The 26,570-nt window shown below is 61.6% G+C and carries 19 protein-coding genes; 7 read left to right on the top strand and 12 right to left on the bottom strand.

The window, feature by feature from the left end; translation table 11 throughout:
* Positions 1–72: 72 nt before the first annotated feature.
* Both ACQ66M_RS10065 and ACQ66M_RS10060 read right to left on the bottom strand, forming a co-directional pair.
* On the bottom strand, positions 73–4,779 hold the full coding sequence (locus ACQ66M_RS10065; RefSeq protein ID WP_430403588.1) for an NAD-glutamate dehydrogenase: 4,707 nt from the start codon (positions 4,777–4,779) through the stop codon (positions 73–75).
* Positions 4,780–5,139: 360 nt separating this feature from the next.
* Positions 5,140–6,258 (bottom strand): AI-2E family transporter, encoded by a 1,119-nt coding sequence (locus ACQ66M_RS10060; RefSeq protein WP_350170458.1) that lies wholly within the window; start codon positions 6,256–6,258, stop codon positions 5,140–5,142.
* 160 nt (positions 6,259–6,418) lie between these two features.
* Between ACQ66M_RS10060 and ACQ66M_RS10055 the strand changes: the two genes are divergently transcribed.
* Positions 6,419–7,939 (top strand): helicase HerA-like domain-containing protein, encoded by a 1,521-nt coding sequence (locus ACQ66M_RS10055; RefSeq protein WP_350170459.1) that lies wholly within the window; start codon positions 6,419–6,421, stop codon positions 7,937–7,939.
* Positions 7,940–8,065: 126 nt separating this feature from the next.
* Entirely contained in the window at positions 8,066–9,496 is a 1,431-nt protein-coding gene (locus ACQ66M_RS10050) for an aldehyde dehydrogenase family protein (protein WP_350170460.1), read from the top strand.
* A 76-nt stretch (positions 9,497–9,572) separates the two neighbouring features.
* Here ACQ66M_RS10050 and ACQ66M_RS10045 read toward each other — a convergent pair whose 3' ends face one another.
* Positions 9,573–11,132 (bottom strand): PQQ-dependent sugar dehydrogenase, encoded by a 1,560-nt coding sequence (locus tag ACQ66M_RS10045; protein ID WP_430403586.1) that lies wholly within the window; start codon positions 11,130–11,132, stop codon positions 9,573–9,575.
* 158 nt (positions 11,133–11,290) lie between these two features.
* Between ACQ66M_RS10045 and ACQ66M_RS10040 the strand changes: the two genes are divergently transcribed.
* Together ACQ66M_RS10040 and ACQ66M_RS10035 are read left to right on the top strand one after the other, a co-directional pair.
* On the top strand, positions 11,291–11,881 hold the full coding sequence (locus tag ACQ66M_RS10040; RefSeq protein WP_350170462.1) for a CC0125/CC1285 family lipoprotein: 591 nt from the start codon (positions 11,291–11,293) through the stop codon (positions 11,879–11,881).
* Positions 11,882–12,034: 153 nt separating this feature from the next.
* Positions 12,035–13,303, top strand: a complete 1,269-nt coding sequence (locus ACQ66M_RS10035; protein WP_430403584.1) for a multidrug effflux MFS transporter — start codon at positions 12,035–12,037, stop codon at positions 13,301–13,303.
* Here the strand turns inward: ACQ66M_RS10035 and rimK are convergent.
* Complete coding sequence (rimK, locus tag ACQ66M_RS10030) at positions 13,290–14,699, bottom strand: 30S ribosomal protein S6--L-glutamate ligase (RefSeq protein ID WP_430403582.1); 1,410 nt, start codon at positions 14,697–14,699, stop codon at positions 13,290–13,292. The genes ACQ66M_RS10035 and rimK overlap by 14 nt on opposite strands.
* A 144-nt stretch (positions 14,700–14,843) precedes the next feature.
* The gene (locus tag ACQ66M_RS10025; RefSeq protein WP_430403580.1) at positions 14,844–16,838 is read right to left on the bottom strand and encodes a methylmalonyl-CoA mutase family protein; all 1,995 of its coding nucleotides are present in this window, start codon (positions 16,836–16,838) and stop codon (positions 14,844–14,846) included.
* Between the two features lie 176 nt (positions 16,839–17,014).
* On the opposite strand from ACQ66M_RS10025, the gene ACQ66M_RS10020 reads away from it, so the two are divergent.
* Positions 17,015–17,512, top strand: a complete 498-nt coding sequence (locus ACQ66M_RS10020; RefSeq protein WP_430403578.1) for a hypothetical protein — start codon at positions 17,015–17,017, stop codon at positions 17,510–17,512.
* On the opposite strand, the gene ACQ66M_RS10015 is transcribed toward ACQ66M_RS10020, so the two are convergent.
* Positions 17,509–18,378, bottom strand: a complete 870-nt coding sequence (locus ACQ66M_RS10015; RefSeq protein ID WP_430403576.1) for an aminotransferase class IV — start codon at positions 18,376–18,378, stop codon at positions 17,509–17,511. The genes ACQ66M_RS10020 and ACQ66M_RS10015 overlap by 4 nt on opposite strands.
* Positions 18,379–18,557: 179 nt before the next feature.
* Here ACQ66M_RS10015 and ccrA point away from each other — a divergent pair, with 179 nt between their 5' ends.
* Positions 18,558–19,814, top strand: coding sequence for a crotonyl-CoA carboxylase/reductase (gene ccrA, locus ACQ66M_RS10010; protein WP_430403574.1), 1,257 nt, complete (start codon positions 18,558–18,560; stop codon positions 19,812–19,814).
* 125 nt (positions 19,815–19,939) lie between these two features.
* The gene (locus tag ACQ66M_RS10005; protein WP_350170469.1) at positions 19,940–20,194 is read left to right on the top strand and encodes a hypothetical protein; all 255 of its coding nucleotides are present in this window, start codon (positions 19,940–19,942) and stop codon (positions 20,192–20,194) included.
* Positions 20,195–20,247: 53 nt separating this feature from the next.
* Here ACQ66M_RS10005 and ACQ66M_RS10000 read toward each other — a convergent pair whose 3' ends face one another.
* The 6 genes from ACQ66M_RS10000 to serA all read right to left on the bottom strand — a co-directional run bounded on the left by ACQ66M_RS10000 (position 20,248) and on the right by serA (position 26,570).
* A complete protein-coding gene (locus ACQ66M_RS10000; RefSeq protein ID WP_430403572.1) occupies positions 20,248–20,484 on the bottom strand; it encodes a YdcH family protein in 237 nt (78 codons plus the stop codon).
* Between the two features lie 88 nt (positions 20,485–20,572).
* Positions 20,573–21,109: a hypothetical protein gene (locus tag ACQ66M_RS09995; RefSeq protein ID WP_430403571.1), complete on the bottom strand. Its 537-nt coding sequence runs from the start codon at positions 21,107–21,109 to the stop codon at positions 20,573–20,575.
* 76 nt (positions 21,110–21,185) lie between these two features.
* Entirely contained in the window at positions 21,186–22,478 is a 1,293-nt protein-coding gene (locus tag ACQ66M_RS09990; RefSeq protein ID WP_350170472.1) for an adenylosuccinate synthase, read from the bottom strand.
* A gap of 101 nt (positions 22,479–22,579) precedes the next feature.
* Positions 22,580–24,049 (bottom strand): flavin-containing monooxygenase, encoded by a 1,470-nt coding sequence (locus ACQ66M_RS09985; protein WP_430403570.1) that lies wholly within the window; start codon positions 24,047–24,049, stop codon positions 22,580–22,582.
* An 88-nt stretch (positions 24,050–24,137) separates the two neighbouring features.
* Positions 24,138–24,716: an acyloxyacyl hydrolase gene (locus ACQ66M_RS09980; protein ID WP_430403568.1), complete on the bottom strand. Its 579-nt coding sequence runs from the start codon at positions 24,714–24,716 to the stop codon at positions 24,138–24,140.
* A gap of 258 nt (positions 24,717–24,974) precedes the next feature.
* Positions 24,975–26,570: a phosphoglycerate dehydrogenase gene (serA, locus tag ACQ66M_RS09975; protein WP_350170475.1), complete on the bottom strand. Its 1,596-nt coding sequence runs from the start codon at positions 26,568–26,570 to the stop codon at positions 24,975–24,977.

The following is a 26,570-nucleotide window of genomic DNA, read 5'->3' as shown; positions in this document are numbered from 1 at the left end:
GCGCCTGTTAAGCAAAGCCTTTATACGGCTGCCGTCACCTGCGCTCCGGCCCTGTGTATAACTCGCCAGCCCTTACCGTCCCATGAATTGCCGGACGGCATCGGTCGACAGCGTGAATTTCGCGAACGACCAGTCCTTGCCCTTGGTCAGGGTGCCAAGCGTCGCCACCAGATGACGGCGCGCATCGGTGCGCTCGCTGAGCCAGACATCAACGCCGCCGCTCGCAATCGCTTCCTTCGCGGCGCTTGCCTGCAGGCGCACCAGTTCACCGACCAGACGTCGTCCGGCAACCCGATCCCAATAGCCCGCCCTGGCCAGGCCTTCACGCGCCGATGCCCGCAGGCGATCCAGCCGCAATGAGTCGCCAATGGCATAGAATGCCGATCCTGCCTCAGGCACGTCAACACAGGCCGACTTGGCAAGGTCAATGACGACGAGGCCTTGCGAGAAGTGGCTCATCGCTGCGGTCCACCGTGCCAGCGCTTCGGGCGCACCGCGCTTCACAAAGCCACGCGCCGCCCGCTCTATCCGGGCCGCAGGGAACGGGGAATGCACGGTTGAGAGCGCAGTCTTGAATTCGTTCAGCGGCGCATGGGTCCGGGAGACGGCCTCGCCAACCGACACGCCCGGCATCGACCGCACATACCATGTCGCCGCCTCGCTCATGGCCTGCATGGCCTGGATGCGCATATCCGTTTGCAGGTCTGCGCCGACCTTGTTGTCGAGCGCTTCGACTTCCCGGCAGAAGGATCCGAAATCCAGCACGGCACGCGACGCTTCAAGGCCGCGAACGATGGCCGCGTTCTCATGGTCAGTCATTTCGCGCAGGCGCAGCAACGGCACCGGTCCGGCCATGTCGAGCGTCCGGTTGGCAATCACGGTCGCGATGATTTCCCGCTTCAGCCGGTGATTGAGTATGGCCTTTTCATACGTGTCTATCGGACGTGTGAAGTAAGATTTCAGGACGGTTTCGAAATACGGGTCATCCGGAATATCCGACGCGACCACGTCATCGATCAGCACGATTTTGGTCCAGGCCAGCAGCACGGCGAGCTCGGGCCGCGTCAGCCACTGGCCGGCTTCCTGGCGCACGCGCATCTGCGACGCGCTTGGCAGGCCCTCAAGTGCACGGTTCAGCACCCCGCGCTGTTCAAGATAGACCATCAGGCGCTCAAGGGCGTCATGGTCATTGGCGGCGGTGGATTCGGCCAGCGTCAGCGCGCCTGTCTGGTCGTAGTTGTGGCGCAGAACATGCGCAGCCACGTCATCCGTCATCTCGGCGAGCAGCGCATTACGATCCTTCGCTTTCAGCGATTTCAGGCGAATGGCTTCCGCAGCCAGGATCTTGATGTTGACCTCATGGTCAGAACTGTCGACGCCTGCCGAATTGTCAATCGCATCCGTATTGATCCGCCCGCCGCTTTGCGCGAATTCGATCCGCCCTGCCTGCGTCATGCCGAGATTGGCCCCTTCCCCGATGACTTTCGCCTTCAGGTCGCGCCCATTGACGCGGAACGCATCGCTCGAGCGGTCGCCTGCCTCGGCATGGGTCTCGGTACTGGCCTTCACATAGGTGCCGATGCCGCCGAACCAGAGCAGGTCAGTTTCCGTTTTCAGAAGGGCATGAATCAACTCGTCCGGCGTTACCGCATCTTTCGACAGTCCGGTCAGCGCCTTGACCTCATTGCTCAGACTGATCGACTTGGCCGAGCGCTCGAAGACGCCCCCGCCTTTCGAAATCAGCTTTGTATCATAATCCGCCCATGACGATCCCTGCAGGTCGAACAGGCGCTGGCGCTCGGCAAGATTCGCCTTTGAGTCGCCAGGATTGGGATCGAGGAAGATATGCATATGGTTGAATGCCGCCACCAGCCGGGTTTCGGGCGATAGCAGCATGCCATTGCCGAACACGTCACCGCTCATGTCACCGACGCCGATGACGGTGAAAGGCTGGGTCTGGATATCCTTACCCAGTTCGCGGAAGTGGCGCTTGACCGCCTCCCACGCACCGCGTGCCGTAATGCCCATCTTCTTGTGGTCATAACCAACTGATCCGCCGGACGCGAACGCGTCACCCAGCCAGAACCCGTGTGCCTCGCTTATGGCATTGGCCGTGTCGGAAAAGGTCGCCGTGCCCTTGTCGGCAGCAACCACAAGATAAGGGTCTTCGCCGTCCCAGATGACCGTATTGTCCGGGTGGATCACCTTCGCGCCATCAAGGTTGTCCGTCACGCCGAGCAGCGCCGTGATGAACTGCTTGTAGGCGTCGCGGCCGCTTTCAAACCACGCATTGCGGTTCGACCGGTCCGCCAGCTGCTTCGGGAAAAATCCTCCCTTGGACCCCACCGGCACGATAACCGCATTCTTGACCTGCTGGGCCTTCACAAGGCCCAGGACCTCGGTACGGTAGTCCGATGGGCGGTCAGACCAGCGCAGTCCGCCGCGGGCGACCGGTCCAAATCTCAGGTGAACACCGTCGACCTGCGGGCTCGACATGAAGATTTCCCGATAGGGTTTTGGCTCTGGCAAGTCTTCCAGCTCGCGGCTGGCCACCTTTATACTGATGAATGGGCGGGGATGACCATTTTCATCAACCTGGTAAAAGTTCGTCCGCTGCACCGCGCCAATCAAGTCCGTCAGCCGCCGGAGGATCTGGTCGTCAGCCAGGGCTGCAACATCGCGCAAAGCGGTTTCAATGTCGGTGCGGATATACTCCGCTGCTGCGCGCCGCGCATCCAGTGTGGCGTGGGCAGCCGGATCAAATTTCGCCGCAAAGAGATCAAGCAGGAGACGGGCGATTTTCGGATGGTTTGCCAACGCACCTTCCTGTACCTCCTGGGGTTGATCGAGGCCGGACTGGCGCCGATAGGCAGACAGTGCGCGCAAGAGGGCCGCTTCGCGCCAGCTCGCACCGGCCGTCAGCACGAGGCGGTTGAAACCGTCATTTTCGGTCAGGCCGCTCCACACGGCAACGAAGGCATCCTCGAAGCCGTGCGCCAGCGTTCCAAGGTCAACCGGTGATCCATCGACGGAACGCATGGACAGCGAATGCACCCAGTAAATCTCCGGCGCGTCCGCCGCAGGCTTTTCAGACGGCCGGATCGGATAGCCCGTCTCGAAATTCACGAACAGGCCCATATGCTCGAACACAGGCACACAGCGTGACAGCGGGATACTGCCCTCCCGGGCATAGATCTTAACGCGGATCTTGTCGGCATCGTCGCCTTGCGCCCGAAAGGCGCGGGCGAGGATGGGCGTGTCAGAATGCAGCCGCGCCATGGCGGTCACATCGCGCAAGGCCTCTTCCGGCGTGAACGCCTCGCGATAGGCCGCATTGAACCCGCCAATAAAGGCGCGCGCGCCTTCGCGGTCGGCGTCGGCCAGCGGGCTTTCCATCAATGCCTGGCGGAACCCCTGGTCCCATGTGCGGGCAAGCTCGGTGATTTCGTTTTCAAGGACGTCCCGGTCCGGCTGAGGGTGATTGCGGTCGAGCGAAATTTCGAAATGAACGCGCGCCATCGGGCCGGTGTCAAAATAGGGCTGGAACTTCACGAGCGATCCTGCAAAGGCGCGCGTCAGAACGTCTGCGATCCGCATGCGAAGCGCCGTGTCATAGGCTTCACGTGGCACGAACACGATGGCCGTGACAAAACGGTCGAACTGGTCGCGGCGCAGGAACAGGCGTGTGCGCGGGCGGCCAACCAGATGCATTGCCCCGATGATCATCGGGGCAAGCATGCGTGAATGGGTCTGGAACAATTCGTCGCGAGGCCAGGTCTCCAGCAGGTTCGCAACGGCTTTCTCCGTATGCCCGCCCGGTGTCGCTCCGGATGCCTCGATCACCTTTTTCACCCGGCGCCGAACGAAGGGAATGGAGCGCGCGGTCTCATCATAGGCCTCGGCCGTGAACAGGCCAAGGAAACGCACCTCGCCATTCACCTTCCCGTCCGCATCATATTTCTTGATGCCGATATAGTCGCATTTGACCCGCCTGTGCACACGGCTGACCAGGGTCGACTTGGCCACGAACATCGGGAACGGCTCAGCCAGCAGGTCGCTGATTTCGGGCGTCAGCACCAGTGGCTCGCTGTCACGCGACAGCACGTTCAACTGCTCGTCACGCAGGATGCCGAGGTTCGATCCGTCGACCATGATCGGCTCTTCGGGCAGCACCCGGCCATTCGCATCTGTCTCGAAATGGTACTCGCGGCAGCCAAGGAAAACGAAATGCTCCTCCAGCAACCATTCCAGAAAGGCGATGGTTTCACGCGTATCGTCATAGGCAAGTGTCTTGAGTTGCGCGATGCCGTCTATTTCCGCCTGCATCCGCGCCTTCATCGGCTCGAAATCACGTACAACTTCACGCACGGACGACAGCGTTTTGCGAACCTCCTGAACCAGCCTCCTGGCTTCGGCATCCGTCACCAGTGGCAAATGAATCTGGATAACCGAAACGCATTGCCCGTCGTCCAGCTTCACGATCGGGTGAAACAGGGTTTTGACTTCGTGTCCCGCAGCGGCGCACTCCGCGAGCAGCGAATCGACCAGGAAAGGCATATCGGGTCCGGCTGCCTCGAGTATGGCGCGCGGCAGCGGTCCGGCCTCACCTTCCGGTTCAATTAGAATCCGGGCGTCCTGCCTGTCCGGTGGGACAGCGCTGGCCCAGGTCCACATGTCCGTTGCCAGACGGCGGATATCGCCTGCTGTCAGACCGGTCAGGTCTTCATTGTTTGATTCCTGTTTGACCTGCTCCAGAACTTGCTGGAGCGGGTCGGTCATGGAGACGGCTGGGGACATTTGAAGTGCTCGCGCGGCAGAGGGGAGACTCAGTCCGGTCTAGCCTGAGCCGTGAGTGCCTTCAATGGTTTGTTGCAAACGAAACCAGTTCGCAAGAGCGCTGGGCTCCGCTTTGAAATAGGCGGGCCCGTCGAACGGGGACGTGTCCGACGGGCCCTACAGGCGTTCCGCAGGCTGGGTGGGGGGACGCACGCGGAGGCCTGATCTCTGTCATTTCGGTTCTCGCTCTGAATAAGCAAGTAGGCCTGATGTTATTGGTACATTACAAATCATGAAGGCTTCGATGACCTGAAGCAGAAACCCTGGGCAATGTTCTATTCGAATTTGGCCGGATGCCACATTTCATTCTGTTTCACCATAATCTTTGGCAGTTGAAACTGCGACGGACTGGCCACCCTTGCCTTGCGGGTTTCCGTCGGCCGACAGCAGGATCGCGATCCACCGGGTTCCGTCCGATTGCGCAAACAGTATCATCATCAGCACAGTCAGAGGTGCTGAAAGGAACATCCCGGGAATGCCCCAGAGCACCCCCCAGATTGCAAGGGCCAGCAATACAATCAGAGCGGACAGGTTGAGCGATTCGCCCATCATTCTGGGCTGGATGAAATTACCGATTGAAAATTGCCAGAAGCTGACAATCCCGAACACAATCGCCGCATAGATATATGTGTCCTGCGGAGAAGCCCCCGGGATCCATGCCGGTACGTCCGGCTGGACGAGCGCGAACAGCGGCGGCACGAGCGCAGCAACGATCGAGCCAACGGTCGGTATATAATTCAGGACGAAGATCAGCGCCGCCAGGAAGAGCGCATTCTGCACGCCCAGCGCGAGCAGCGAAATATAGGTCAACACCGTGATCAGTGCAGAGATGACGGTCTGGGTCCACAAATAGGTCTCGATGCTGCGACGTGCCTCGTCGCCGATCTCCCGCACCTGAGCACGCTTGTCGTGCTCGGGAAAAATGTTGTCCAGCTTCCGCGTCCAGCCCGACTGGGCAATGAACAGGAACGCGACATAGATGAAGATCAGCACCATGTCGCCAGACAGGTCACCCGTCGCGTTGGCAATGGTTGCGAAGAACCGCTGGCCCTGGGCGTTGAACAGGAGATGGGTGAGCGTCGGCGCGTCGCTCATGTTGACCAGGCCATAGGCCTCCCGGATCAGCGCGTTGATCTTCTCCTCGTACTCGGCCGCGTCACGTCCGAATTGTGACATGCCGTGCGCCATCAGGGCGATGAATCCGACAAACCCGCCCAGCACGGTCAGCACCGCTATGGCCCTTGCGCCCCCCCGGCGCATCGTATGCGACCAGTTGTCGATCACTGTCGCAAAGCCTTCCATCACGAGAAACAGGAACACGGCCATGGCAAATGTGGAGAGGATACCGCGGCCAACATAGAGGAAGGCAACGATCACGCCCGTGGCGATGATCCAGATACCGGTTTTGGTTGCGCGATCCATGCTAGCCCTCAAAAGCTGCTGCAGGTTGCGAGCAGCCTGCTTTGGCGTCAAGACGCATCTGTGCCTCTTTTTGCGCTGGGGCGGCCACGTTCAGTCACCCCCTTGCCGAATCCTGCGAAACCACTAGCGTTCGGCCGCAATCAGGGGAGATTTGGCTGGCATGACGGACTCACTATTCATCGGCGGCGCAGACGCAGACGGAACCGGCACGCCAAATGCTGCCCAGGAAATGCTGCTGAAAGTGGCCAACCGTCACGGTCTCGTGGCTGGCGCGACCGGCACGGGCAAGACGGTTACCCTGCAAATCCTCGCTCAGGGCTTTTCCGATGCGGGCGTCCCTGTCTTCTGCGCCGACGTGAAGGGTGACCTGTCCGGTATCTGCGTGCCCGGCAGCGCCGACCACAAGCTGCACGAAAAGCTCGTCGCGCGGGCCGAGCTCATCGGTCTTGCCGAATATGGCTACAATGCTTCGCCCACCATCTTCTGGGATGTCTTCGGTGAGAACGGGCACCCCATCCGCGCCACGATTTCCGAAATGGGCCCGTTGCTCCTGTCGCGCCTGATGGGCCTGACCGATGCGCAGGAAGGCGTGCTCAACATCGCCTTCGAATACGCAGACGATAACAGTCTCCTCCTGCTCGACCTGAAAGACCTGCGCAAACTGCTGGTCCATCTGTCGCAAAAGGAGGTTCGCGACGAGATCAGCCAGGAATACGGCAATGTCGCCGCCGCCTCCCTCGGCGCCGTGCAGCGCAACCTCCTGATGCTCGAACGTGAGGGCGCAGAACATTTCTTCGGCGAACCGGCGCTCGAACTGGCAGACCTGATGGGCACCACGCAGGACGGGCGCGGTTATATCAACGTCCTTGATGCCACAAAGCTGATCAACAGCCCCAAGCTCTATTCCACCTTCCTGCTCTGGCTCCTCTCGGAACTCTTCGAACAGCTTCCCGAAGTTGGCGACCCGGACAAGCCCAAGCTCGTCTTCTTCTTTGACGAAGCCCACCTCCTGTTCAACGATGCGCCACCGGCCCTGCTGCAAAAGGTCGAGCAGGTCGTCCGCCTGATCCGGTCGAAGGGCGTCGGCGTCTTCTTCGTCACCCAGAATCCGCGTGACCTGCCTGAAAGCGTCCTCGCCCAGCTTGGAAACCGGATGCAGCATGCCCTGCGCGCCTATACGCCGGCCGAACGCAAGGGCGTGCGCGCGGCGGCCCAGTCGTTCCGGCCGAACCCGTCATTCGACACTGAAGAGGTCATTACCCAGCTCGGAACCGGCGAGGCGCTCGTCTCGACCCTCGACATGAAGAGCGCGCCGTCCATGGTCCAGCGTACCATGATCCGCCCGCCTGCCTCCCGCCTCGGGCCGGCCACGCCAGCCGAACGCGCCGCCGTTCAGAAGAACAGCCCCTTCGCGGGCAAGTATGAAGAGGTTATAGATCGCGAGTCCGCTTACGAGATCCTGGAGAAAAAAGAGGCGGAAGCCGCCGAACAGGCCGAAAAGCTGGCAGCCAGGGAAGCCAGGGCCAAAGCCGCGCTCGAGAAGAAGACGGCGCGGACCAAATCCACGCGATCCCGGCGCCAGACGCCGCTGGAGGCCGCCGGAAAGCAGGCCGCCCGCACAGCATCGCGTGAATTTACCCGCTATATCCTGCGTGGCATTCTGGGCGGCATGAAACGATAGGCCCCGCCTGTCCTTGATGAATTCCCTGTTACCACCCAGATTTCCTTTGCGTCAGGACTCGCCGGTGACGTGCGCGTCACCTATAGTCATGGCAGAACCACAGACATCAAAGGGAGGCTCCGGCCCATGAAAGACTATCTCAAATTCTACATCAACGGTGAGTGGGTCGATCCGGTGGAGCCCCGCACACTCGAGGTCGAGAACCCGGCCACAGAAGAGTCATTTGCACGGATTTCGCTCGGTTCGAAAGCCGATGTCGACAAGGCCGTCGCCGCCGCCAAGGCCGCTTTCCCGTCTTTCTCGCAAACCTCGGTCGAATTCCGCGCTGACCTGCTCGACAAGATCGCTGCCGGTATCCAGAAACGCATGCCCGAACTTGCATCCGCCATATCCGACGAAATGGGCGCGCCGATGTGGCTGGCCAATGCTGCGCAGGTTCCTGCAGGCCTTGGTCACTTTGCCACCACGGCGGCGATCCTTCGCGGCTATGAATGGGAAGAACTCAAGGGCACGACACTGCTGCGCAAGGAGCCGATCGGCGTGTGCGGTTTCATCACGCCCTGGAACTGGCCGATGAACCAGATCGCCTGCAAGGTGGCACCTGCCCTGGCGGCTGGTTGCACCATGGTGCTCAAGCCTTCCGAGATCGCCCCGCTCGACGCGCTCATCTTCGCTGAAATCCTGCATGAAGCGGGCGTGCCCAAAGGCGTGTTCAACCTCGTCAATGGCGACGGACCAGGCGTTGGCGCCGTGCTCTCAGCCCATCCGGACGTGGACATGATGAGCTTCACCGGCTCAACCCGCGCAGGCGTACTCGTCGCTCAGGCGGCCGCGCCGACAGTCAAGCGTGTTGCCCAGGAACTCGGCGGCAAGTCGCCGAATATCGTGCTGCCAAGCGCAGACCTGAAGAAAGCGGTCTCGGGCGGCGTCATGCAGATGATGACGAATACCGGCCAGTCCTGTAACGCCCCATCGCGCATGTTCGTCCAGAAAGACCAGCAGGACGAGGCCATCGCGATTGCCAGGGCTACAGCTGAATCGGTCAAGGTCATGATGCCGGGTGAAGCGACGCCGGGCGCGATTGGCCCGATCTCGAACGGCAATCAGTTCCAGAAGGTGCAGGACCTCATCCAGGTCGGTATCGACGAAGGTGCGACGCTCGTTGCAGGCGGGACGGGTCGCCCTGAAGGCTTCAACAAGGGTTACTTTACCCGCCCGACCGTTTTCGCGAACGTCACCAACCAGATGACCATCGCGCGCGAAGAAATCTTCGGACCGGTTCTCTGCATCCTGCCTTATGACACGCTGGAAGATGCCATCGAGATGGCAAACGACACGGTCTATGGTCTCGCCGGCTATGTTCAGGGTCCTGACAAGGAAGCCCACGAAGTCGCCAACAGGATTCGCGCCGGCCAGATCCTCGTCAATGGCGCAAGCCCTGACTTCTCGGCACCGTTCGGCGGCTACGGCCAGTCCGGCAATGGCCGCGAATGGGGCGAGCTCGGCTTTGAGGAATTCCTCGAAACCAAGGCTGTCATCGGCTACAAGGCCGCCTGATCCGGCGACCCTGAATGAGAGACAAAACAAAGGGCGGCCCTGCAAGGCCGCCCTTTTTCACTTGCACGCGGAAAGATCAGGGCTGGGCTGCCTCGATGCGGAACACGTCACCGAGAATCGAGACGAGATACAGATTGCCGTCATTGTCCTCGCCAAAGCTGGAAATCCTCTCCAGGTTGCCTGCATCCGGTATCAGCGATCCGTTGAGGCGCTGGAAGGATGCCGCGGCCACGGTCTGGCCGATGACAAGGTCTTCCTCCGGCACGGCCCATACATTCCCCGAAATGAAATCGGCGAAGACGTATTTGTCCTTGATCAGCTCAAGATTGCCCCGATAGACATAGCCGCCCGTGATGGATCGCCCCTGTGTCGGCCCGGTACCATGCCCATACTCCGCCACGGGATCGGTCAGGCCGGGCGTGCCGACCGGTTGGTAATCCTGTGTGCCTTCCTGATCATTCCAGCCGAAATTTGCTCCGGCATCTGTCATGCGCAGGCGGTCGACCTCTTCAATCGCGTCCTGACCGACATCTCCGATGAACAGGTCACCGGTCACCTTGTCAAAGCTGCAGCGAAACGGATTGCGCAGGCCGATTGCGAAAATCTCCACACGGCCATCGGTCCCGTTATACGCGTTGCCGGGCGGGATGGCATAGTCACGCGTGTCATCTGCAGGAAAATCATCGCCGGTCACGTCGATACGCAGCATCTTGCCCAACAGCGTGTCCGGGTCCTGCGCATTCCCGTCAGGATCTCCGCTGCCGCCGCCATCCCCCGTCGGAACGAACAGCAGCCCGTCATCGGCAAATCCGATCCAGCCGCCATTATGGTTTGAGTCCGGCTGATCAAAGGCGAGGATAATATCGGCCGTGGACGGATCAGCCTGCGTAGATGATCCCGTCAACATCTGGTAGCGGCGCAGTTCCGAATCGCCGGAATTGTTCGTCATGTTGATGTAGAATGTGCGGTCAGTCGCAAAGTCAGGCGAGAAGGCGAGCCCGAGCAGGCCGCCCTCCCCATCCGCCGACGTGTCGCCGGACACGTCGAGAAAGTCGACCGAGTCGATCGCACCGGTCTGCGGATCGAGTATGCGGATGCGCCCCGCTTTCTCCACGACGAGAACCCGCGCCGTACCCGGAAGGCCAGCAAGATAAAGCGGCTGGGTGAATCCCGCGCCGACCCGTCTCAGGGCGACATCTTCGGCCACGTCGGCCACCGTAATCTGCAGGGCGAGCTGCGCGGAAAGCCCGCCGGGATCGCGCGCCTCCAGAGTCACCTCATAGACATTGTCGCCATTCGCATCAGCCGGCGCCTCGAAATCAAGCGAGGTCAGGGCCCGGACCGTGCGCGACGGGATATCCACATCGAAACGGGCCTCGTCGCCGCCCGCAATAACCGAATAGGTCAGCGCATCACCGTCCGGATCCGAGGCGGTGAACGTGTAAAGCACCCCGGTCGTGTTCTCGTCGACCGTCACCTGCGCGGGGGACGTAAAGGCAGGCGCCCGGTTGGCCTGTGAAGGCGGTGGTGGCGGAGATGCGCCGTCGCTCCCGCCCCCGCCGCATGCCGCTACCAGTAAAGGCGCCCACACGGCCAGGCCGATGGCGGACAGGCCGCGTCGATTAATTCCAGGCATGCTTTATCTCCGTAATATCAACCCCGATCGTGAGGCTAGTTCGCGAAATCGTGATTGTCATATGACAAATTGTAGATGAGGAACCACCCAATACAACTGGCGTTCCATCAGGATGAGCCTAAATATAAAAGGACAGACATCCTCAGGAGGAACGTCATATGAAGATATCCAGGATTGCCGCCGGGTTCGCGGCGCTCGCCATGCTGGCTGCCTGCACCACCGCGACCCCCTATCAGGCGGCGTATGATTCAGAACGCGGCTACTCGGAACAGCAGATCGAAGCCAACCGGTTCCAGGTCCAGTTTGCAGGCAACAGCCTGACAGATCGCAAAACGGTGGAGACCTATATGCTCTATCGCGCGGCAGAACTGACCAGGCAGAACGGTTTTGACCATTTCCGCGTCGTCCAGCGCGCCACGGATGCAGACAGCCGCGTCGTGCCGACGACGACTGGCTACTCGCCCTTCTACAGCAATTTCTATCTCGACTATCATTATTTCGGGCCGCGCGCCGGATACTTCTACAATCCCCATCGCCGCTGGGCCTATCCACGCTCATTCTACGCGTCCCGCTTCGGTTATTATGATCCCTTCTGGGATGGCCCGCAGGAATATCGTGAAATCACCAGCTATGTCGCCTCGGCAGAAATCATCATGGGGAAAGGCCCAAAACCCGATGATCCGGCCTATTTCGACGCTGAACAGGTGATCTTCAACCTGGGCAGCCAGATCCAGCGCCCCCAGCCCTGATCGCTCTTGCAAACGTGCAGAACGCCGCCCCTTCACAGGGCGGCGTTTTCGCATGGCTGCCGCTTTTTCTGCCCCCGCCACTAGTCAAGCCCGCAGGCATGACCCAGATAGGCGCCTTGCTCTCCAACCGCATCTGACAGGAAAGGCGGGGCCATGGCCGACACCCACCCCCCTGCCGTTCCACCAACAGGCGTGTTGCCTGGCGCCAGACGCCCGGTGCCAGGGCGCAGCGAACTTGTCGTAATGATCGCCGGCCTGATGGCGCTCAATGCCTTTGGCATCGACATCATGCTGCCCGCCCTGAACGAAATTTCCCATGCCGTGGGCCTCACTGCCGCCGGCACCGAGAGCGACAATCGCCAGCAGATGATCGTCTTCTCCTATGTGCTGGGCTTTGGTGCGCCGCAAATCATATGGGGCCCCATCTCTGACCGGTTCGGCCGGCGCGGACCGCTCTTCGTCGCCCTGGTCGGCTATATCGTCACCGCCTTTGCCTGCATCGTCATGCGCGACTTCATGGCCCTTCTGGTCATGCGCTTCCTGCAAGGCGTGTTTGCCTCCGGCGGCCGCCTCGTCGCCGTGTCGATTGTGCGGGACCTGTTCGCCGGCCGCCAGATGGCGCGGTTCATGTCACTCGTCATGACCATCTTCATGGTCGTCCCCATCCTCGCGCCGGGGATAGGCCAGATCGTCCTGTATGTTGCGCCCTGGGAAGGCATATTCGTTGTGCTGGGCATATTCGGTATCGTCATGCTGATCTGGACCTGGATACGCCTGCCTGAAACCCTGCCCGAAGCAGCGCGCCAGCCGCTCAGCGTTCGCCAGGCGGCCAGTGCATACGGGCAGATCGTCCAGTCACGCGTCACATTCGGTTACATGTGCGCATCTGGCGTCATCTTCGGCGCACTGTTCTCCTTCATTGCGTCCTCCGAGCAGATTTTCCGTGAAGTCTTCGGACAGCGGGAGACCTTCGCGCTCTGGTTTGCCGGAGTTGCCGGTACGCTCGCCTGCGCCAACTTCCTGAACTCGCGCATCGTCGAGAAGGTCGGCATGCGCCGCATCAGTCATGTTGCGCTTCTGGTCTTCACAAGCGTGTCGGCGATCCTCGCCGTGGTGACGCATTTCACGACAGACAATCTCTGGGTCTTCTTCCCCATCTTCGCGCTCTGCTTTGGCTGCTTCGGCCTGATGGGATCGAATTTCAGCGCGCTGGCCATGGAGCCGCTCGGCAAGATCGCGGGCACGGCCTCGGCCGCCTATGGCTTCGCCACGACCACGGTCGCCAGCCTGCTCGGCATGGCCATAGCCAGCCAGTATGATGGCACGACGGTGCCGCTCATGCTGGGCTTCGTCTGTCTCGGTATCGCGTCACTGGCGATCATCCTGATCACCGAGAAGGGCAAGCTGTTCAGTTCACGTTGATACGGCGGCGCGGCTTGGCATGGCTCTCTCGCACCTTGGACAATGGCCGCACCTGACGCTCCAGGTGTTCGATGATCATGCCCGCAATGTCCTTGCCCGTCGCGCCTTCGATCCCCTGCAGGCCGGGCGAGGAATTGACCTCCAGCACTTTGGGGCCGTCATCGGTGTGCAACAGGTCCACACCCGCCACACGCAGGCCCAAAACGCGCGCTGCATCGCGCGCGATATCGCGTTCGGCTCGCGTCAGCTTGACTGCGCTGGCGGTGCCACCGCGGTGCAGGTTGGACCGGAACTCTCCCTTTGCCGCCTGGCGCTTCATCCCGCCAACCACCTTGTTGCCAATAACGAAACAGCGCGTATCGGCGCCCGCCGCCTCATTGATGAATTCCTGCACCAGGAAGTTCGCCTCAAGGCCCCGGAACGCATCGACAAGGCTCTCGGCCGCCTTGCGCGTCTCGGCCAGCACCACGCCCTTGCCTTGCGTCGATGACAGCAGCTTCACCACGACCGGCGCGCCGCCCGCCAGCGAGATCAGGTCTTTTGTGTCCTTCGGGCTGTGCGCAAAGGCCGTGATCGGCATGCCGATCTGCGCTCGTGCCAGCAACTGGTGCGCCAGCAGCTTGTCGCGCGACCGCCCGATGGCCCCTGCCCCGTTCAGGCAGAACGCGCCCGTATTGGTGAACTGGCGCAGCACCGCCATGCCATAGTCGGTGATCGACGCCCCAATGCGCGGGATAACGGCATCAAACCGTGCCAGCGCCTTGCCATCATAATGAACTTCCGGATCGAGCGTCCCGATCTGCATGTAGCAGCGCGCCGTGTCGATCATCTCCATGATATGCCCGCGCGCCTCGGCCGCTTCCATCAGGCGCCGGGAGGAATAATTGTTCGGCTCGCGCGTCAGCAGCGCAATCCGCAGGGGCCGCTTCACCGGCGTTCGTTTCGGCAGCCCGCTATAGCAGGCATAGTCCAGCAGGGGCTGGCTGAACGACACGTTCGGGTTGACGATCATGTCCGGCTGGATCGCGCCGCGGCCGAACAGCATCCGGTAGGTCATGTTCTCGCGGTTCGACAGGGTCAGCTGGATCGGCCAGCGCCGCCCGCCCATCTCGGCCTCGGTCTCGATCACGTAACGCAGCTCGGTATCACCATTTGAACTCGTCACCTCACGCCGGTCGATGACGCGCGCCGAACAGGTCACTTCGAGGCCCGGATCGTTCGGGTCGGGCTGGATCAGGAAGCGCACCTGCGGCTTGGTGTTCGGCCCGAACGGCTCGATTACGCTGGCGTGCAACGCCGAGGTCTTCGCCCCGGTATCCACCTTTGCCTTGATCGCAGGCAGGCCAAGCTCAGGCAGTGCCAGCCATTCTTCCCAGCCGAGTTCAAACTGTCCCATGCCGGCTCCTGACTGGTCTGAATTGTAAGTATTCGCCGCCCCTTAACCGGGTTGCCAGCGCATCGCAATCTTGCGCGCGCATGAGCGTCCCCTCCGGCCCCTTCGGGCCCACCTCCCCCGCACGCGGGGGAGGACAGGCAACGCCTAGGCCGTCGCCAGCCAGGCCTTCTCGACCACTTTCACGACATCGCCCATGATGCCGGTGATCTTGAAGTCTTTCGGCGTGTAGATACGGGTCACGCCCATCTGGCCGAGGGCGCGCGCGTCTTCCGGCGGGATGATGCCGCCGACAACCAGCGGCACATTCTCCAGCCCCAGCTTGCGCAGTTCCGCGATCGTTTCACGCACCAGGTCCAGATGACTGCCCGACAGGATCGACAGGCCGACGACATGCGCATTGGCCGCTTTCGCCTGCGCCGCAATTTCGGCCGGCGTGAAGCGGATGCCTTCATACACCACATCCATGCCGACTTCGCGGCCGCGCGCGGCAATCTGCTCGGCGCCATTGGAATGGCCATCGAGGCCCGGCTTGCCCAACACATAGGTGAGCCGCCGCCCCAGCGCCTCCGACACACGGTCAACATCGGTTTTCACGGCCGCGATGTCCTCGTCGCCGTCTCCGCTGATAACCATGGCTACGCCCGTCGGCGCACGGAATTCGCCGAATACTTCGCGCATTGCTGTGCCCCACTCGCCGGTCGTTACGCCGGCCTTGGCGCAGGCAATGGACGGCTCCATGATGTTCACCGAACTCGCTGCTGCCGCTTTCAGGTTGGCCAGCGCCGCTTCAACCGCCGCATCGTCACGTTTCGCGCGCCACGCTTTCAGGTCACGTACCTGGGCGGCCTCTTCGGCAGGGTCGACCGTCATGATGGCGCCATCGCCGGTGCCCAGCGGGCTTTCTTCCGTCGATGTATACTTGTTGACGCCCACAACGCTGAGCGAACCATTCTCGATGGCCTTGATTCTGTCGATATGTGCGCCGACCAGGCTTTCCTTCATATGGGTAATGGCATTCGTTGCCCCGCCCAGCGCGTCGATCTCGGCCAGTGTGGCGCGGGCCTTCGCTTTCAGCTCCTCTGTCTTACCATCAATCACGTGGCTGCCGTCGAAAATATCCTCGAATTCCAGCAGGTCCGTCTCATAAGCCAGGATCTGCTGCAGGCGCAGGCTCCATTGCTGGTCCCATGGCCGCGGCAGGCCCATGGCCTCGTTCCAGGCTGGCAATTGCAGTGCGCGGCAGCGGGCGCGCTTCGACAGCGTCACGGCCAGCGCCTCGATCAGGATGCGATAGACATTGTTCTCCGGCTGCGGCTCGGTCAGGCCCAGCGAGTTCACCTGTACGCCATAGCGAAACAGCAGCGCCTTCGGGTCCGTCACGCCATAGCGCTCGCGGCCAATCTCTTCCCACAGGTCAACGAAGGCTCGCATCTTACAGAGTTCCGTAACGAAACGCACACCCGCGTTCACGAAGAAGGAAATGCGCCCGAATACGGTTTCAAAGTCTGATTCCGGAACTTGTCCCCCGGCTTGCACCCGGTCCAGCACCGCAATTGCCGTCGCCAGCGCGTAGGCCAGCTCCTGTTCCGGCGTCGCACCGGCTTCCTGCAGGTGATAGGAGCAGACATTCATAGGGTTCCATTTTGGAACTTCTGTATAGCACCAGCTCACCATGTCAGCGATCAGCCGCATCGAAGGTTCCGGCGGGAACACATAGGTGCCGCGTGACAGATACTCCTTGACGATGTCATTCTGCGTCGTGCCGCGCAGCTGGGCGCGGTCATCGCCGCGCTCATCGGCCAGCGCCACATACATGGCCAGCATCCAGGCCGCCGGCGCATTGATCGTCATTGACGTGTTCATCTCTTCCAGTGGCAGCTGGTCGAACAGTTTCGCCATGTCGCCCATATGCTTGACCGGCACGCCCACCTTGCCGACTTCGCCACGCGCGAGGATATGATCGGCGTCATAGGCCGTCTGGGTCGGCAGGTCGAACGCGATAGACAGGCCCGTCTGTCCCTTGGCCAGATTGCCCCGATACAGCTCGTTCGACTTCTGCGCCGTCGAATGGCCCGCATAGGTGCGGAATATCCACGGCCTGTCCGGCGCGTGCTGGATCGGTTTCTGTGTGTCGGCCATGCCGGGGCTCCCCAATTGTTTTGTTGCGGCGCAACATGCCGTGCGGCGTTCGCGAGCGCAAGCGGCCAGACTCGCGCCCTTGTGCTAACGTGTCATCATGGCCACATCGATCCGGTCATACCACACCCCTGCCCCACCCGGACCCCGCCTTGAACAAGCCTTCCTCCCCCCTTCAGATGGCACTCGGCCTGCGCCTGGCCACACTGCTCGCCTTTCCCTTCGGCGTGGTCCTTGTGGCCCTGATGCAGCGCAGCGTCCTGATGATCGTGCTTCTGGCGGCCGCCATGGTCGGCGTCAGCCTGGTCGAACGCATGCGTCTCGCCCGGCTCACCGGGTCGCCCGCCCCTCTGTCGCTGGCCGCCATCCTGCCCGGATTCGCCGTGCGTCTCGGCGGGCTGGCCGGCCTGTTCATCGTACTGCTCGGCGTGCTTGCCCTGTTCCGCGACACATCGCTCGCCCGCGGCCTGGGCCTCGCAGATGCCGCCATTCTTTTCGGGGTTACCGGTTTCGTCCTCGCCGCGAACGCGATCAGCGCCCGCATTGCCACAACCGAAGTCGGCACCGTCATGTCAACGATGAACGCGTCGTTCCGCCAGGCCAGTCCCGGTGGCAATGATATGGGCGGCGAGATTATCGAGGGCGAATTCCACGACCCCGAAGCCGGCCCCCGCTAGCCCATCGCCCAAGGCGCCACGGCGGCCACATCCGCCCCCATCCTCTCGTAATACAGTCTCTGGATCTGCCGCGTCACCGGCCCCGGCTGGCCATCGCCCACCGGCTTTCCATCAATCGCGACCACCGGCGCAATCATTGCGCCGGCAGACGTGGTGAACACTTCTTTCGCCTGCCGGGCCTCATCCGGCGTGAAGGCGCGCTCCAGGAGACGCATGCCCGATTGCGCAAGCAGGTCGCGCACGCCAGCCCGCGTGACCCCCGGCAGGATGGAGGGGGACAGGTCGCGCGTCAGCAGATGCCCCGCATCATCGACAATCCAGGCATTGGCCGATGCCGCTTCCGTCACCCGGCCGTCCTCCACCATCAAGGCCGTATCGGCCCCCGCCTCCCGCGCTGCGCGATAGGCCAGCGCCTGCGACAGAAGCTGTGTCGTCTTCATGTCGCGCCGCTTCCAGCGTGTATCCTCCACGAAGATACCCCTGATCCCGTCGCGCGCGGCCGCGCCGATCAGTGGCCGTGCATCGGCATAAAGGAATACGGTCGGCTCGAACTCCTCCGGCCCGGCAAAGTCACGCAGGCCATAGGAACCGGCCGTCACCTGCAGGTAAATCAGGCCTTCGCTCAGGGCATTATAAGCAATCAGGTCGCGATGAACCTTGCCCCACCCTTCGCCCGAAAGGGGATCCGGGATGCCAATCCCGGCCAGCGTGCGGCCCAGACGCGCGACATGCCCCCCGAAATCCACCAGGTTACCGCCATAAACGGCCGTCACCTCATAGGCGGCATGGGCAAACAGGAAGCCCCGGTCAAAGACAGATATCCTAGCATCCGCTGCAGAACAGAAGGCGCCGTTGAGATAGGCCATGGTGCATATTGTCATTTTTGTCACGCTGTTACGGTTGCGTTATTGTGCGCCGCAACAAATGCCTTGCATCCTCGCCAGCGTGACGCCAAGGTGCCGCGACCCGGGGGCTTTGTGAAGACACGCAATAATCGTGCGCATGCGGCCCCCTGACCAGATTTTGGAGGATTGGTATTTCAATTATGGGCAGAGAACAGAAAGACATTTACGCACTGGGCGAAATTCCTCCGGAATTCCATGTGCCGAAACTCATGCACGCGTGGGCCATCCGCCGCGAGCGCCACGGCCGTCCATCGACCGCGATGCAGCTCGAACAGGTTCCCGTGCCGGACATCGATTCTGACGAAGTGCTCGTCCTCGTGATGGCCGCCGGCGTCAACTATAACGGCATCTGGGCCGGTCTGGGCGAGCCGGTCTCGCCCTTCGACATCCACCAGCAGGACTATCATATCGCCGGCTCGGACGCTGCGGGCATTGTCTGGGCTGTCGGCCGCAAGGTCACCCGCGTCAAGCCCGGCGACGAAGTCGTCATCCACTGCAACCAGGATGACGGCGACGACGAGGAGTGCAATGGCGGCGACCCCATGTTCTCGCCCTCCCAGCGCATCTGGGGCTATGAGACGCCGGACGGGTCCTTCGCCCAGTTCTGCCGTGTGCAGGCGCGCCAGTGCATGCCGCGCCCGAAACACCTCACCTGGGAAGAAAGCGCCTGCTACATGCTGACGCTTGCGACCGCCTATCGCATGCTGTTCGGCCACCGTCCGCATATCGTGAAGCCGGCCGACAATGTGCTGGTCTGGGGCGCCTCGGGTGGCCTCGGCAGCTTCGGCGTGCAGCTCTGTGCGGTGACCGGCGCCAATGCCATCGGCGTGGTCAGTTCCGACGACAAGAAGGATCACGTCCTCGGCCTCGGCGCCAAGGGCGTGCTCAACCGGAAGGACTTCAATTGCTGGGGCCAGCTGCCCACGGTGAACGGGCCGGAATTCAGCGATTATATGAAAGAGTCGCGCAAGTTCGGCAAAGCCATCTGGGAAATCACCAACAAGCAGGATGTCGATATCGTGTTCGAACATCCGGGCGAGAGCACCTTCCCCGTCTCGGTCTTCGTGGTGAAGCGCGGCGGCATGGTTGTCATCTGCGCCGGCACGACAGGTTTCAACCTGACCATGGATGCCCGCTTCCTCTGGATGCGCCAGAAGCGCGTGCAGGGCAGCCACTTTGCCCACCTCAAGCAGGCAAGTGCGGCCAACCAGCTGGTCATCAATCGCCGTATTGATCCTGGCATGTCGGAAGTCTTCACCTGGGACCAGATTCCGGCGGCTCACGACAAGATGCTCGACAACAAGCACCTTCCCGGCAACATGGCCGTCCTTGTCACCAGTCCCAAACCCGGCCTGCGTACCGTGGAAGACGTACTCGCCGTGAACGGACAGGCTTGAGATTGAACCAGAGCCGCCGCCCTTCGCTGGACGGAGAGCGGCGGCATCCCCACCCTCCCCGCGCGGTTCATAGCATGGGAACGATCTTTTGCAGCGCCCGTTGATCCGGCAAGAGGAGAAACAGGATGCCCCGCAAGACTCTGGATGCCGAAGCACGCCCGCACACTTCGCCCGCCGAAGCCGATCAGATTGAAACGGCGGCCAATCACCGTCGGGCCCAGATGTTGCCCGGCGAGGGCCCGCATGCACCGGATCGGGACACGCCCGTCGATCATTTCAAGGGCGGTGACAATATCATCCTCGGCAGTGAACCGGAGGCGGCCAGCTACACGGCCACACCGCAGGATTCTGACGAGGATGACAGTGATTCCAACGATTGAAGGTCGCCACCGTTTCCACACCGGCCTGTGCGGCGGAACGCGGTGTCAGATCTTCATGATTTCAGCATTGCATAGATTTCGTCCTTGAGCACGATCCGGCGTTTGCGCAGTTCTGTCTCATGGGTCTCGCTGGCTGGCTGAATGCCTGACTCATGCCGGTGAATATGGCGGTTCACATCATGATACTCGTCTGCCAGGCGCGCAAAATGCGGGTTCGACACTTTGAGTTCGTGGATCCTGTCTGCCAGTTCCGGAAATTCTTCAGCAAGTTCATGGGGCGTGTTTGACATGGCGTGGGTGCTCCTGAGGCATCGTAACTGACGCCATCAGGCCAATTTGGTTGCCCCAAGTCACTAAGGGAGTCTGCGTATGCGCTGATCAGCGCAACAGGTAGTAGGTCGAATAACCCGCAGCATCCTTCGTCTCCGCAATCACCCGCTGGAGGTCTGCATAAGAGCTGATCTCGCATTCAGCGTCGAGGCCGAGCGCATTCATCGTATCAATCGACAGGTCGTCGCAATCGGGGATTTTCACGTAAAGTTTGCTGCCGACCAGTTTGCCAACGGCATAACTGTATACGTAGCCGCCTTCGATTGCTTCGTCGGGCAGCGCCACCTGCATCAGGTATTCGTCGGCTGAGCCGTCCAGTTGCGCGAACACCAGCCACGAATCCGAATCCAGCCAGTAGCCATATCCCTCCTGGCGAATGTCGAATGACTCGGGACCGCCGTCCGCTGTCACCTCGTCCCAGCGCGCCGGGTCGTTGGCGTTCTGAATATAGGTTGCCGCACTGGACGCTGTGCCAAGTGGCAGGACAACCGCTTCAGATGGGATCAGGGCCTTGTACGATCCAAAGGCGCAGGCCGCCAACAGACAACAAAGCATGGCTGCAGCGACAATTCTGATCCGCATCATGACAGGCCTCGCATGGTTTCGCTGCAATCAGCTAACCTGCCGGGACTGTCCGTTGCAATAAGGGATTTCCCCTCGATCAGGCCTCAAACGGGTCCCGCATAAGGATCACGTCCTCGCGTTCTGGCGATGTCGAGACCAGGGCGCAGGGCTTCCCGACAAGCTCTTCCAGCCTGCGGACATATTTGACAGCCTCAGCCGGAAGATCGGCCCAGCTGCGCGCACCGGCCGTCGATCCCTGCCATCCGGGGATGGTTTCATACACCGGTTCCACCGCTGCCTGATCGGTCAGTCCGGCCGGGTAATGGTCGATTTCCCTGCCATTCAGCCGATAGGCAACACAGACCTTGATCTCGTCGAACCCGTCAAGCACATCCAGCTTGGTCAGTGCCAGCCCCGTCACACCGCTCGTGGCGCAGGCCTGGCGCACCATGACACTGTCAAACCAGCCGCAGCGGCGCGCCCGGCCGGTATTGACGCCGACTTCGCGCCCGATTCGGCCCAGGCGTTCGCCGATTTCATCGTGGAGTTCAGTCGGGAAGGGCCCGGCGCCGACACGGGTTGTATAGGCCTTGGCAAGGCCCAGCACATAGGAGATCGCCCCGGGGCCCACGCCCGAACCGGCAGAGGCATTCCCGGCAACCACATTCGACGAAGTGACAAAGGGATAGGTGCCATGGTCAACATCGAGCATGACCCCCTGGGCCCCTTCAAACAGGATGCGGCGGCCGCGCCGGACCTGTTCATCGAGCAGTTTCCACACAGGCTGCGCATAGGCGAGGATTTGCGGCGCGATCCTGAGAAGGTCGGCCTTCAGTTGCACGCCGTCCGGCTCTGGCAGGTCGAGGCCGATCCGCAGCGGACGGTGATGCGCCAGCAGGCGTTCGATTTTCATGTCGAGGGCCGCCGGGTCAGCCAGATCGGCCACGCGGATTGCCCGGCGTCCGACACGGTCTTCATAGGCCGGGCCGATGCCCCGCTTGGTGGTACCGATCTGCGCCGCGCCAAGTGCGCCTTCGCGCGCGGCGTCAATATCCTTGTGCCAGGGCAGGATCAGCGACGCATTGTCTGCAAGGATCAGGTTTTCGGGCGTCACCTCGACGCCCTGCGCCCGGATGCCATCGATCTCCGTCAGCATGTGCCACGGGTCAACCACCACGCCATTGCCAATGACCGACAGCTTGCCGCCGCGCACCAGGCCCGATGGCAGCAGCGCCAGCTTGAACACCTTGCCGTCGATGACCAGCGTGTGGCCGGCATTGTGTCCGCCCTGGAAGCGCACGACGACATCGGCCCGGCTCGACAGCCAGTCGACAATCTTGCCTTTTCCTTCATCGCCCCATTGGGCACCTACGACGACGACGCCTGACATGCTCTGCTCCCGTGTTCAGCCGCCGCGACAAGGGCAGGAGTCTGGCCCGAAAAGCAAGGGGCCAGACGCTGTTTTCGGGCGCGTTTTGCGCACTTTCGAGCCTACCTGACGAGATCATAGTCCTTGAGGTCGACAGCTGCGACGGCGTCGGCATAGGCACGGGTGTGATCGGCCCAGTTCTGGGTGATCCGGCCATTCTCGGTCTTGTACCAGCTGTTGCAGGCAGGATCGGCCCAGACTGTCTTGCCGAGACGGGCCTGAAGGTCCTTGTTGAACCTGTCCTGCACGGCCCGGTTCGGGGCCATCGCCGCCGCGCCGGCCTCTTCGAGCTTGCCAAGGGCCTCAATCGTATACTCGACCTGGCGTTCGAGCATGAAGGTGATCGAATTGTGCCCGAGATTGGTGTTGGGGCCGTAGAGGACGAAGAAGTTCGGGAAACCCGCGACCGTGATGCCGAGATAGGCCTCAGGTCCGTCAGACCAGGCCTCTTCAATTGACACGCCCCCCTGCCCCACAACATCGACAGACCAGTGCCAGCCGGTTGTCTCGAACCCGGTCGCGAAGACGAGAATGTCGTATTCATGCAGTTCGCCATCCCCGGTGCGAATACCCTCAGGCACAATTTCCGCGATGGGGTCGGTAATCAGGTCGACATTGTCACGCATCAGCGTCGGATAGAAGTCATCCGCGATGAGGATGCGCCGGCAGCCGACAGGATAGTCCGGCGTCAGTTTCCTGCGCAGCTCCGGATCGGGGATCTGTGCGTTGAGGTGATCGGTCGCCTGGCGCGTGAAGAAAGCACGCCCTTCCGGTGTCCACTGGAAGGCCTGCCAGAAGAAATAGTCGGCATTTTCGTAGATGATCTTGCGGTTCAGCGCGGCGAACTCAGCTGCCTTTTCCGGAATCGTGAACATCAGCGCCAGTTCTTCCGGCGGAATTTCCCGGTCATTGCGCGGGATCATCCAGTTGGCCGAGCGCTGGAAGACCCCCACATTGGAGGCCTCGATCGCCACCTGCGGGATGAGCTGAACGGCGCTCGCCGCCGAGCCCACGACGCCCACACGCTTGCCCTTGAAATCCACCGAATGATCCCAGCCAGCCGAATGCATTTTCGGCCCCTTGAACGTGTCGAGCCCGGGAATGTCAGGCCAGAATGGACGGTTGAGCTGGCCAAGGGCACCGATCACGGCATCGGCTTCAATCACGCGCCCCTTGGTCGTGGTCACGGTCCACATCCTGTCCGCATCACTCCAGACTGCACTGGCGGCACCTTCATTCAGGTGGAGCCTGGGGCGCAACTGGAAGCGGTCGGTGATTTCCTCGGCATAGGCCTGGATCTCGGCCTGCAACGGATAGAGCCTGGTCCACACCATGGATTGGGCGAAGGAGAGCTGGTAGAGCGCCACCTGCACGTCACAGGCACAACCGGGATACGTGTTCGCTGCCCATGTACCGCCGACACGATCACCCTGCTCCAGCAGGGTGAAATCGTATCCGGCTTCCTGCAGCTTGATCGCAGCTGTCAGGCCGCCAAGGCCCGCACCGATCACCACAACATGCTTGTCTGGCATAACTTCCTCCTGATGATATTTTTCACAGGAGAGTGTCAGGAACCGGCCTCAGCGCAAGGGGTGTCGCTACGCCAATGCGTCCTGCCGCCTAGTTCCCCAGCGCGTAAGTCACCCGCAGGCCGACATTGTCGAGCCCCTGGTTGCGACCATTGCCGAGTATCTGGCCATGACTGAGGTGCTCATACAGGACCTGCGCGCCCCACCGGTCACTGATCGCATAATTGAGGGCCAGCGATGTCCGGAACAGGTCTTCCGAGCCGAGGAGGACATGATTGGACGTGAACGCGTCGCCTTGCGGATCGCCCTGCGGAAACGGGCTTTCCAGGGCGCCGTCATGCAACGCGTATCCCACGCCCGGCTCGAAGGACAGCCGCTCGGTCAGGCTGAAATTCCAGATCAGTCCTGCCGCGCCATAGCTCGTATTGCCCGAAGTATTGAGACTACCCATCACATAGGGCCGCGGCGCAAGGACGACCGACAGGAAGTCCGGCGACTTGAACACCAGTTCGGCGCTGATATTCGGTCCGTCTTCCTTGTCGGCATTGTTACAGTCGGTCACGCACACATTGTGCTGCATGACCCCGACGCGCGCCTCATCCAGGAGGTCGGCGAACGCCGTTCCCGCCATTGCGAAAGAGGCGAGAATGCTGAGATAGACGCGATGCATGCATGATTCCCCTGGTAGGCGTGTGCGGACTGACCAAGGGCTTAAACCCGTTGTCGTCAAGACGGTTCCGTCATGCCCCGGCGCGAACCCGGCGCAGGGTGGCTTCTGCGACACGCCTGCCGAACATTTCTGCCGTTTCAAGGTCGAGGCGTACTGGCCAGGAGCGGCACGACCACGTCCTGCGCCCTCAATTGAAGGGCGGGCTGTCCTACCGGCAGCCCGCCTTGTTTGCATTAGAATTATTCGGGCCGACAAGGCCTAGAATGTCAGCACTTTCGCATACCGGACCTGCGGCAGCGTCTCGAGCTTGTCCATCAGCGCATCAGCAGGAACCGAATCGATCCCGATCAGGGCAATAGCCTCGCCGCCTGCCGATGTACGGCCAAGATGGAAGGTCGCGATATTGACCTTTGCTTCGCCCAGCATCTGGCCCAGCGCGCCGATAAAGCCCGGCTTGTCGAGATTGTTCACATAGAGCGTAACGGGCGAAAAGTCGCCCTCCAGCGCCATGCCCTTCACTTCCACGATACGCGGCTGGCCGGCAATGATCGTACCCGCCAGCGTGCGCCAGCCGCCTTCCGGCGCGTTTTTGGTCGCCTTGGTCTTCACCTTGACGCGGATCAGGCTGTCATAGACCGGGCTCGCCTCAGTCTTGGTCTCGGTCAGCTTGACCCCGCTGTCAGCCAGGATGGCAGGCGCAGACACCATGTTCACATCGCCGCGCGAGGCACGCAGCAGGCCGGCCAGCAATGCCGCCGTCAGCGGCTTGCGGTTGAGGTCTGCCACTTCGCCCTCATACTCGATGACCACTTCATCATAGCCAAAGTCCGAAATCTGGCCGGCAAACGAGCCCAGCTTCTCGGCAAGGCCCGCAAACGGCTTGATGCGCGGGGCTTCCTCCGCCGTTATCGACGGCATGTTCAGCGCATTGGTCACCGCGCCGGACAGGAGATAGTCCGACATCTGCTCCGCCACCTGAAGCGCCACATTTTCCTGGGCTTCATTGGTCGCCGCACCGAGATGCGGCGTGGCGATGAAGTTCGGCTTGCCGAAGAGAACATTCTCCTTGGCTGGCTCGACGGCAAACACGTCAAATGCCGCACCGGCCAGATGCCCGCTTTCCAGCATTTCGGCGACGGCCTCCTCATCAACCAGCCCACCGCGCGCGCAGTTGACCAGGATCAGACCCTTTTTGGTTTTCGCCAGGTTCTCACGCGACAGCACGTTACGGGTCTGGTCGGTCAGCGGCACATGCAGCGTGATGACGTCGGCGCGCTTCAGCAGCTCGTCCAGCTCCACTTTCTCGACCCCCAGTTCGACAGCCCGCTCTTGCGTAAGGAACGGATCATAGGCGGCAACTTTCATCTTCAGGCCGATAGCGCGCTCCGCGACCCGGCTGCCAATATTGCCGCAGCCGATCAGGCCGAGTGTCTTGTAGGAAACCTCGATGCCCATATAGCCGGATTTCGGCCATTTTCCGGCCTGCGTCTCCGCGTTGGCGGCAGGGATCTGGCGGGCCGCGGCAAACATCATCGCAATGGCGTGCTCCGCCGTGGTGATCGCGTTGCCGAAAGGCGTGTTCATCACCACGACGCCCTTGGCCGTCGCAGCCTTGATGTCGATATTATCGACGCCGATACCGGCGCGGCCGATAACTTTCAGGTTCGTGGCGGCCGCCATGACCTCAGCATTCGGCTTGCAGGCCGAGCGGACGACAAGGCCGTCATAACCCGGGATTTCCTTGATCAGGTCTTCCGTGTTCAGGCCGGTCTTTGTGACGGTTTCGATACCGCGGGCGTGGAAAATCTCCACGGCGGCGGGGGAGAGTTTGTCTCCGATAAGGACTTTAGGCAT

Source organism: Hyphomonas sp., from assembly GCF_965284475.1.
GTDB lineage: Bacteria > Pseudomonadota > Alphaproteobacteria > Caulobacterales > Hyphomonadaceae > Hyphomonas.
Note: the sequence above shows the minus strand (reverse complement) of the source record. Positions and strands in the feature narration are given on the sequence as shown.

Bases quoted from the DNA above. Each gene is read 5' to 3' on its own strand.
- ACQ66M_RS10005 (WP_350170469.1), top strand. From the start codon at position 19,940: ATGCCCCGCAAGACTCTGGATGCCGAAGCACGCCCGCACACTTCGCCC.
- ACQ66M_RS10065 (WP_430403588.1), bottom strand. From the start codon at position 4,779: ATGACCGACCCGCTCCAGCAAGTTCTGGAGCAGGTCAAACAGGAATCA.
- ACQ66M_RS09980 (WP_430403568.1), bottom strand. From the start codon at position 24,716: ATGCATCGCGTCTATCTCAGCATTCTCGCCTCTTTCGCAATGGCGGGA.
- ACQ66M_RS09985 (WP_430403570.1), bottom strand. From the start codon at position 24,049: ATGCCAGACAAGCATGTTGTGGTGATCGGTGCGGGCCTTGGCGGCCTG.
- ACQ66M_RS10020 (WP_430403578.1), top strand. From the start codon at position 17,015: ATGGCACTCGGCCTGCGCCTGGCCACACTGCTCGCCTTTCCCTTCGGC.
- ACQ66M_RS10015 (WP_430403576.1), bottom strand. From the start codon at position 18,378: ATGGCCTATCTCAACGGCGCCTTCTGTTCTGCAGCGGATGCTAGGATA.
- ACQ66M_RS10000 (WP_430403572.1), bottom strand. From the start codon at position 20,484: ATGTCAAACACGCCCCATGAACTTGCTGAAGAATTTCCGGAACTGGCA.
- serA (WP_350170475.1), bottom strand. From the start codon at position 26,570: ATGCCTAAAGTCCTTATCGGAGACAAACTCTCCCCCGCCGCCGTGGAG.
- ACQ66M_RS10045 (WP_430403586.1), bottom strand. From the start codon at position 11,132: ATGCCTGGAATTAATCGACGCGGCCTGTCCGCCATCGGCCTGGCCGTG.
- ccrA (WP_430403574.1), top strand. From the start codon at position 18,558: ATGGGCAGAGAACAGAAAGACATTTACGCACTGGGCGAAATTCCTCCG.
- ACQ66M_RS10055 (WP_350170459.1), top strand. From the start codon at position 6,419: ATGACGGACTCACTATTCATCGGCGGCGCAGACGCAGACGGAACCGGC.
- rimK (WP_430403582.1), bottom strand. From the start codon at position 14,699: ATGGGACAGTTTGAACTCGGCTGGGAAGAATGGCTGGCACTGCCTGAG.
- ACQ66M_RS09990 (WP_350170472.1), bottom strand. From the start codon at position 22,478: ATGTCAGGCGTCGTCGTCGTAGGTGCCCAATGGGGCGATGAAGGAAAA.
- ACQ66M_RS09995 (WP_430403571.1), bottom strand. From the start codon at position 21,109: ATGATGCGGATCAGAATTGTCGCTGCAGCCATGCTTTGTTGTCTGTTG.
- ACQ66M_RS10025 (WP_430403580.1), bottom strand. From the start codon at position 16,838: ATGGCCGACACACAGAAACCGATCCAGCACGCGCCGGACAGGCCGTGG.
- ACQ66M_RS10040 (WP_350170462.1), top strand. From the start codon at position 11,291: ATGAAGATATCCAGGATTGCCGCCGGGTTCGCGGCGCTCGCCATGCTG.
- ACQ66M_RS10050 (WP_350170460.1), top strand. From the start codon at position 8,066: ATGAAAGACTATCTCAAATTCTACATCAACGGTGAGTGGGTCGATCCG.
- ACQ66M_RS10060 (WP_350170458.1), bottom strand. From the start codon at position 6,258: ATGGATCGCGCAACCAAAACCGGTATCTGGATCATCGCCACGGGCGTG.
- ACQ66M_RS10035 (WP_430403584.1), top strand. From the start codon at position 12,035: ATGGCCGACACCCACCCCCCTGCCGTTCCACCAACAGGCGTGTTGCCT.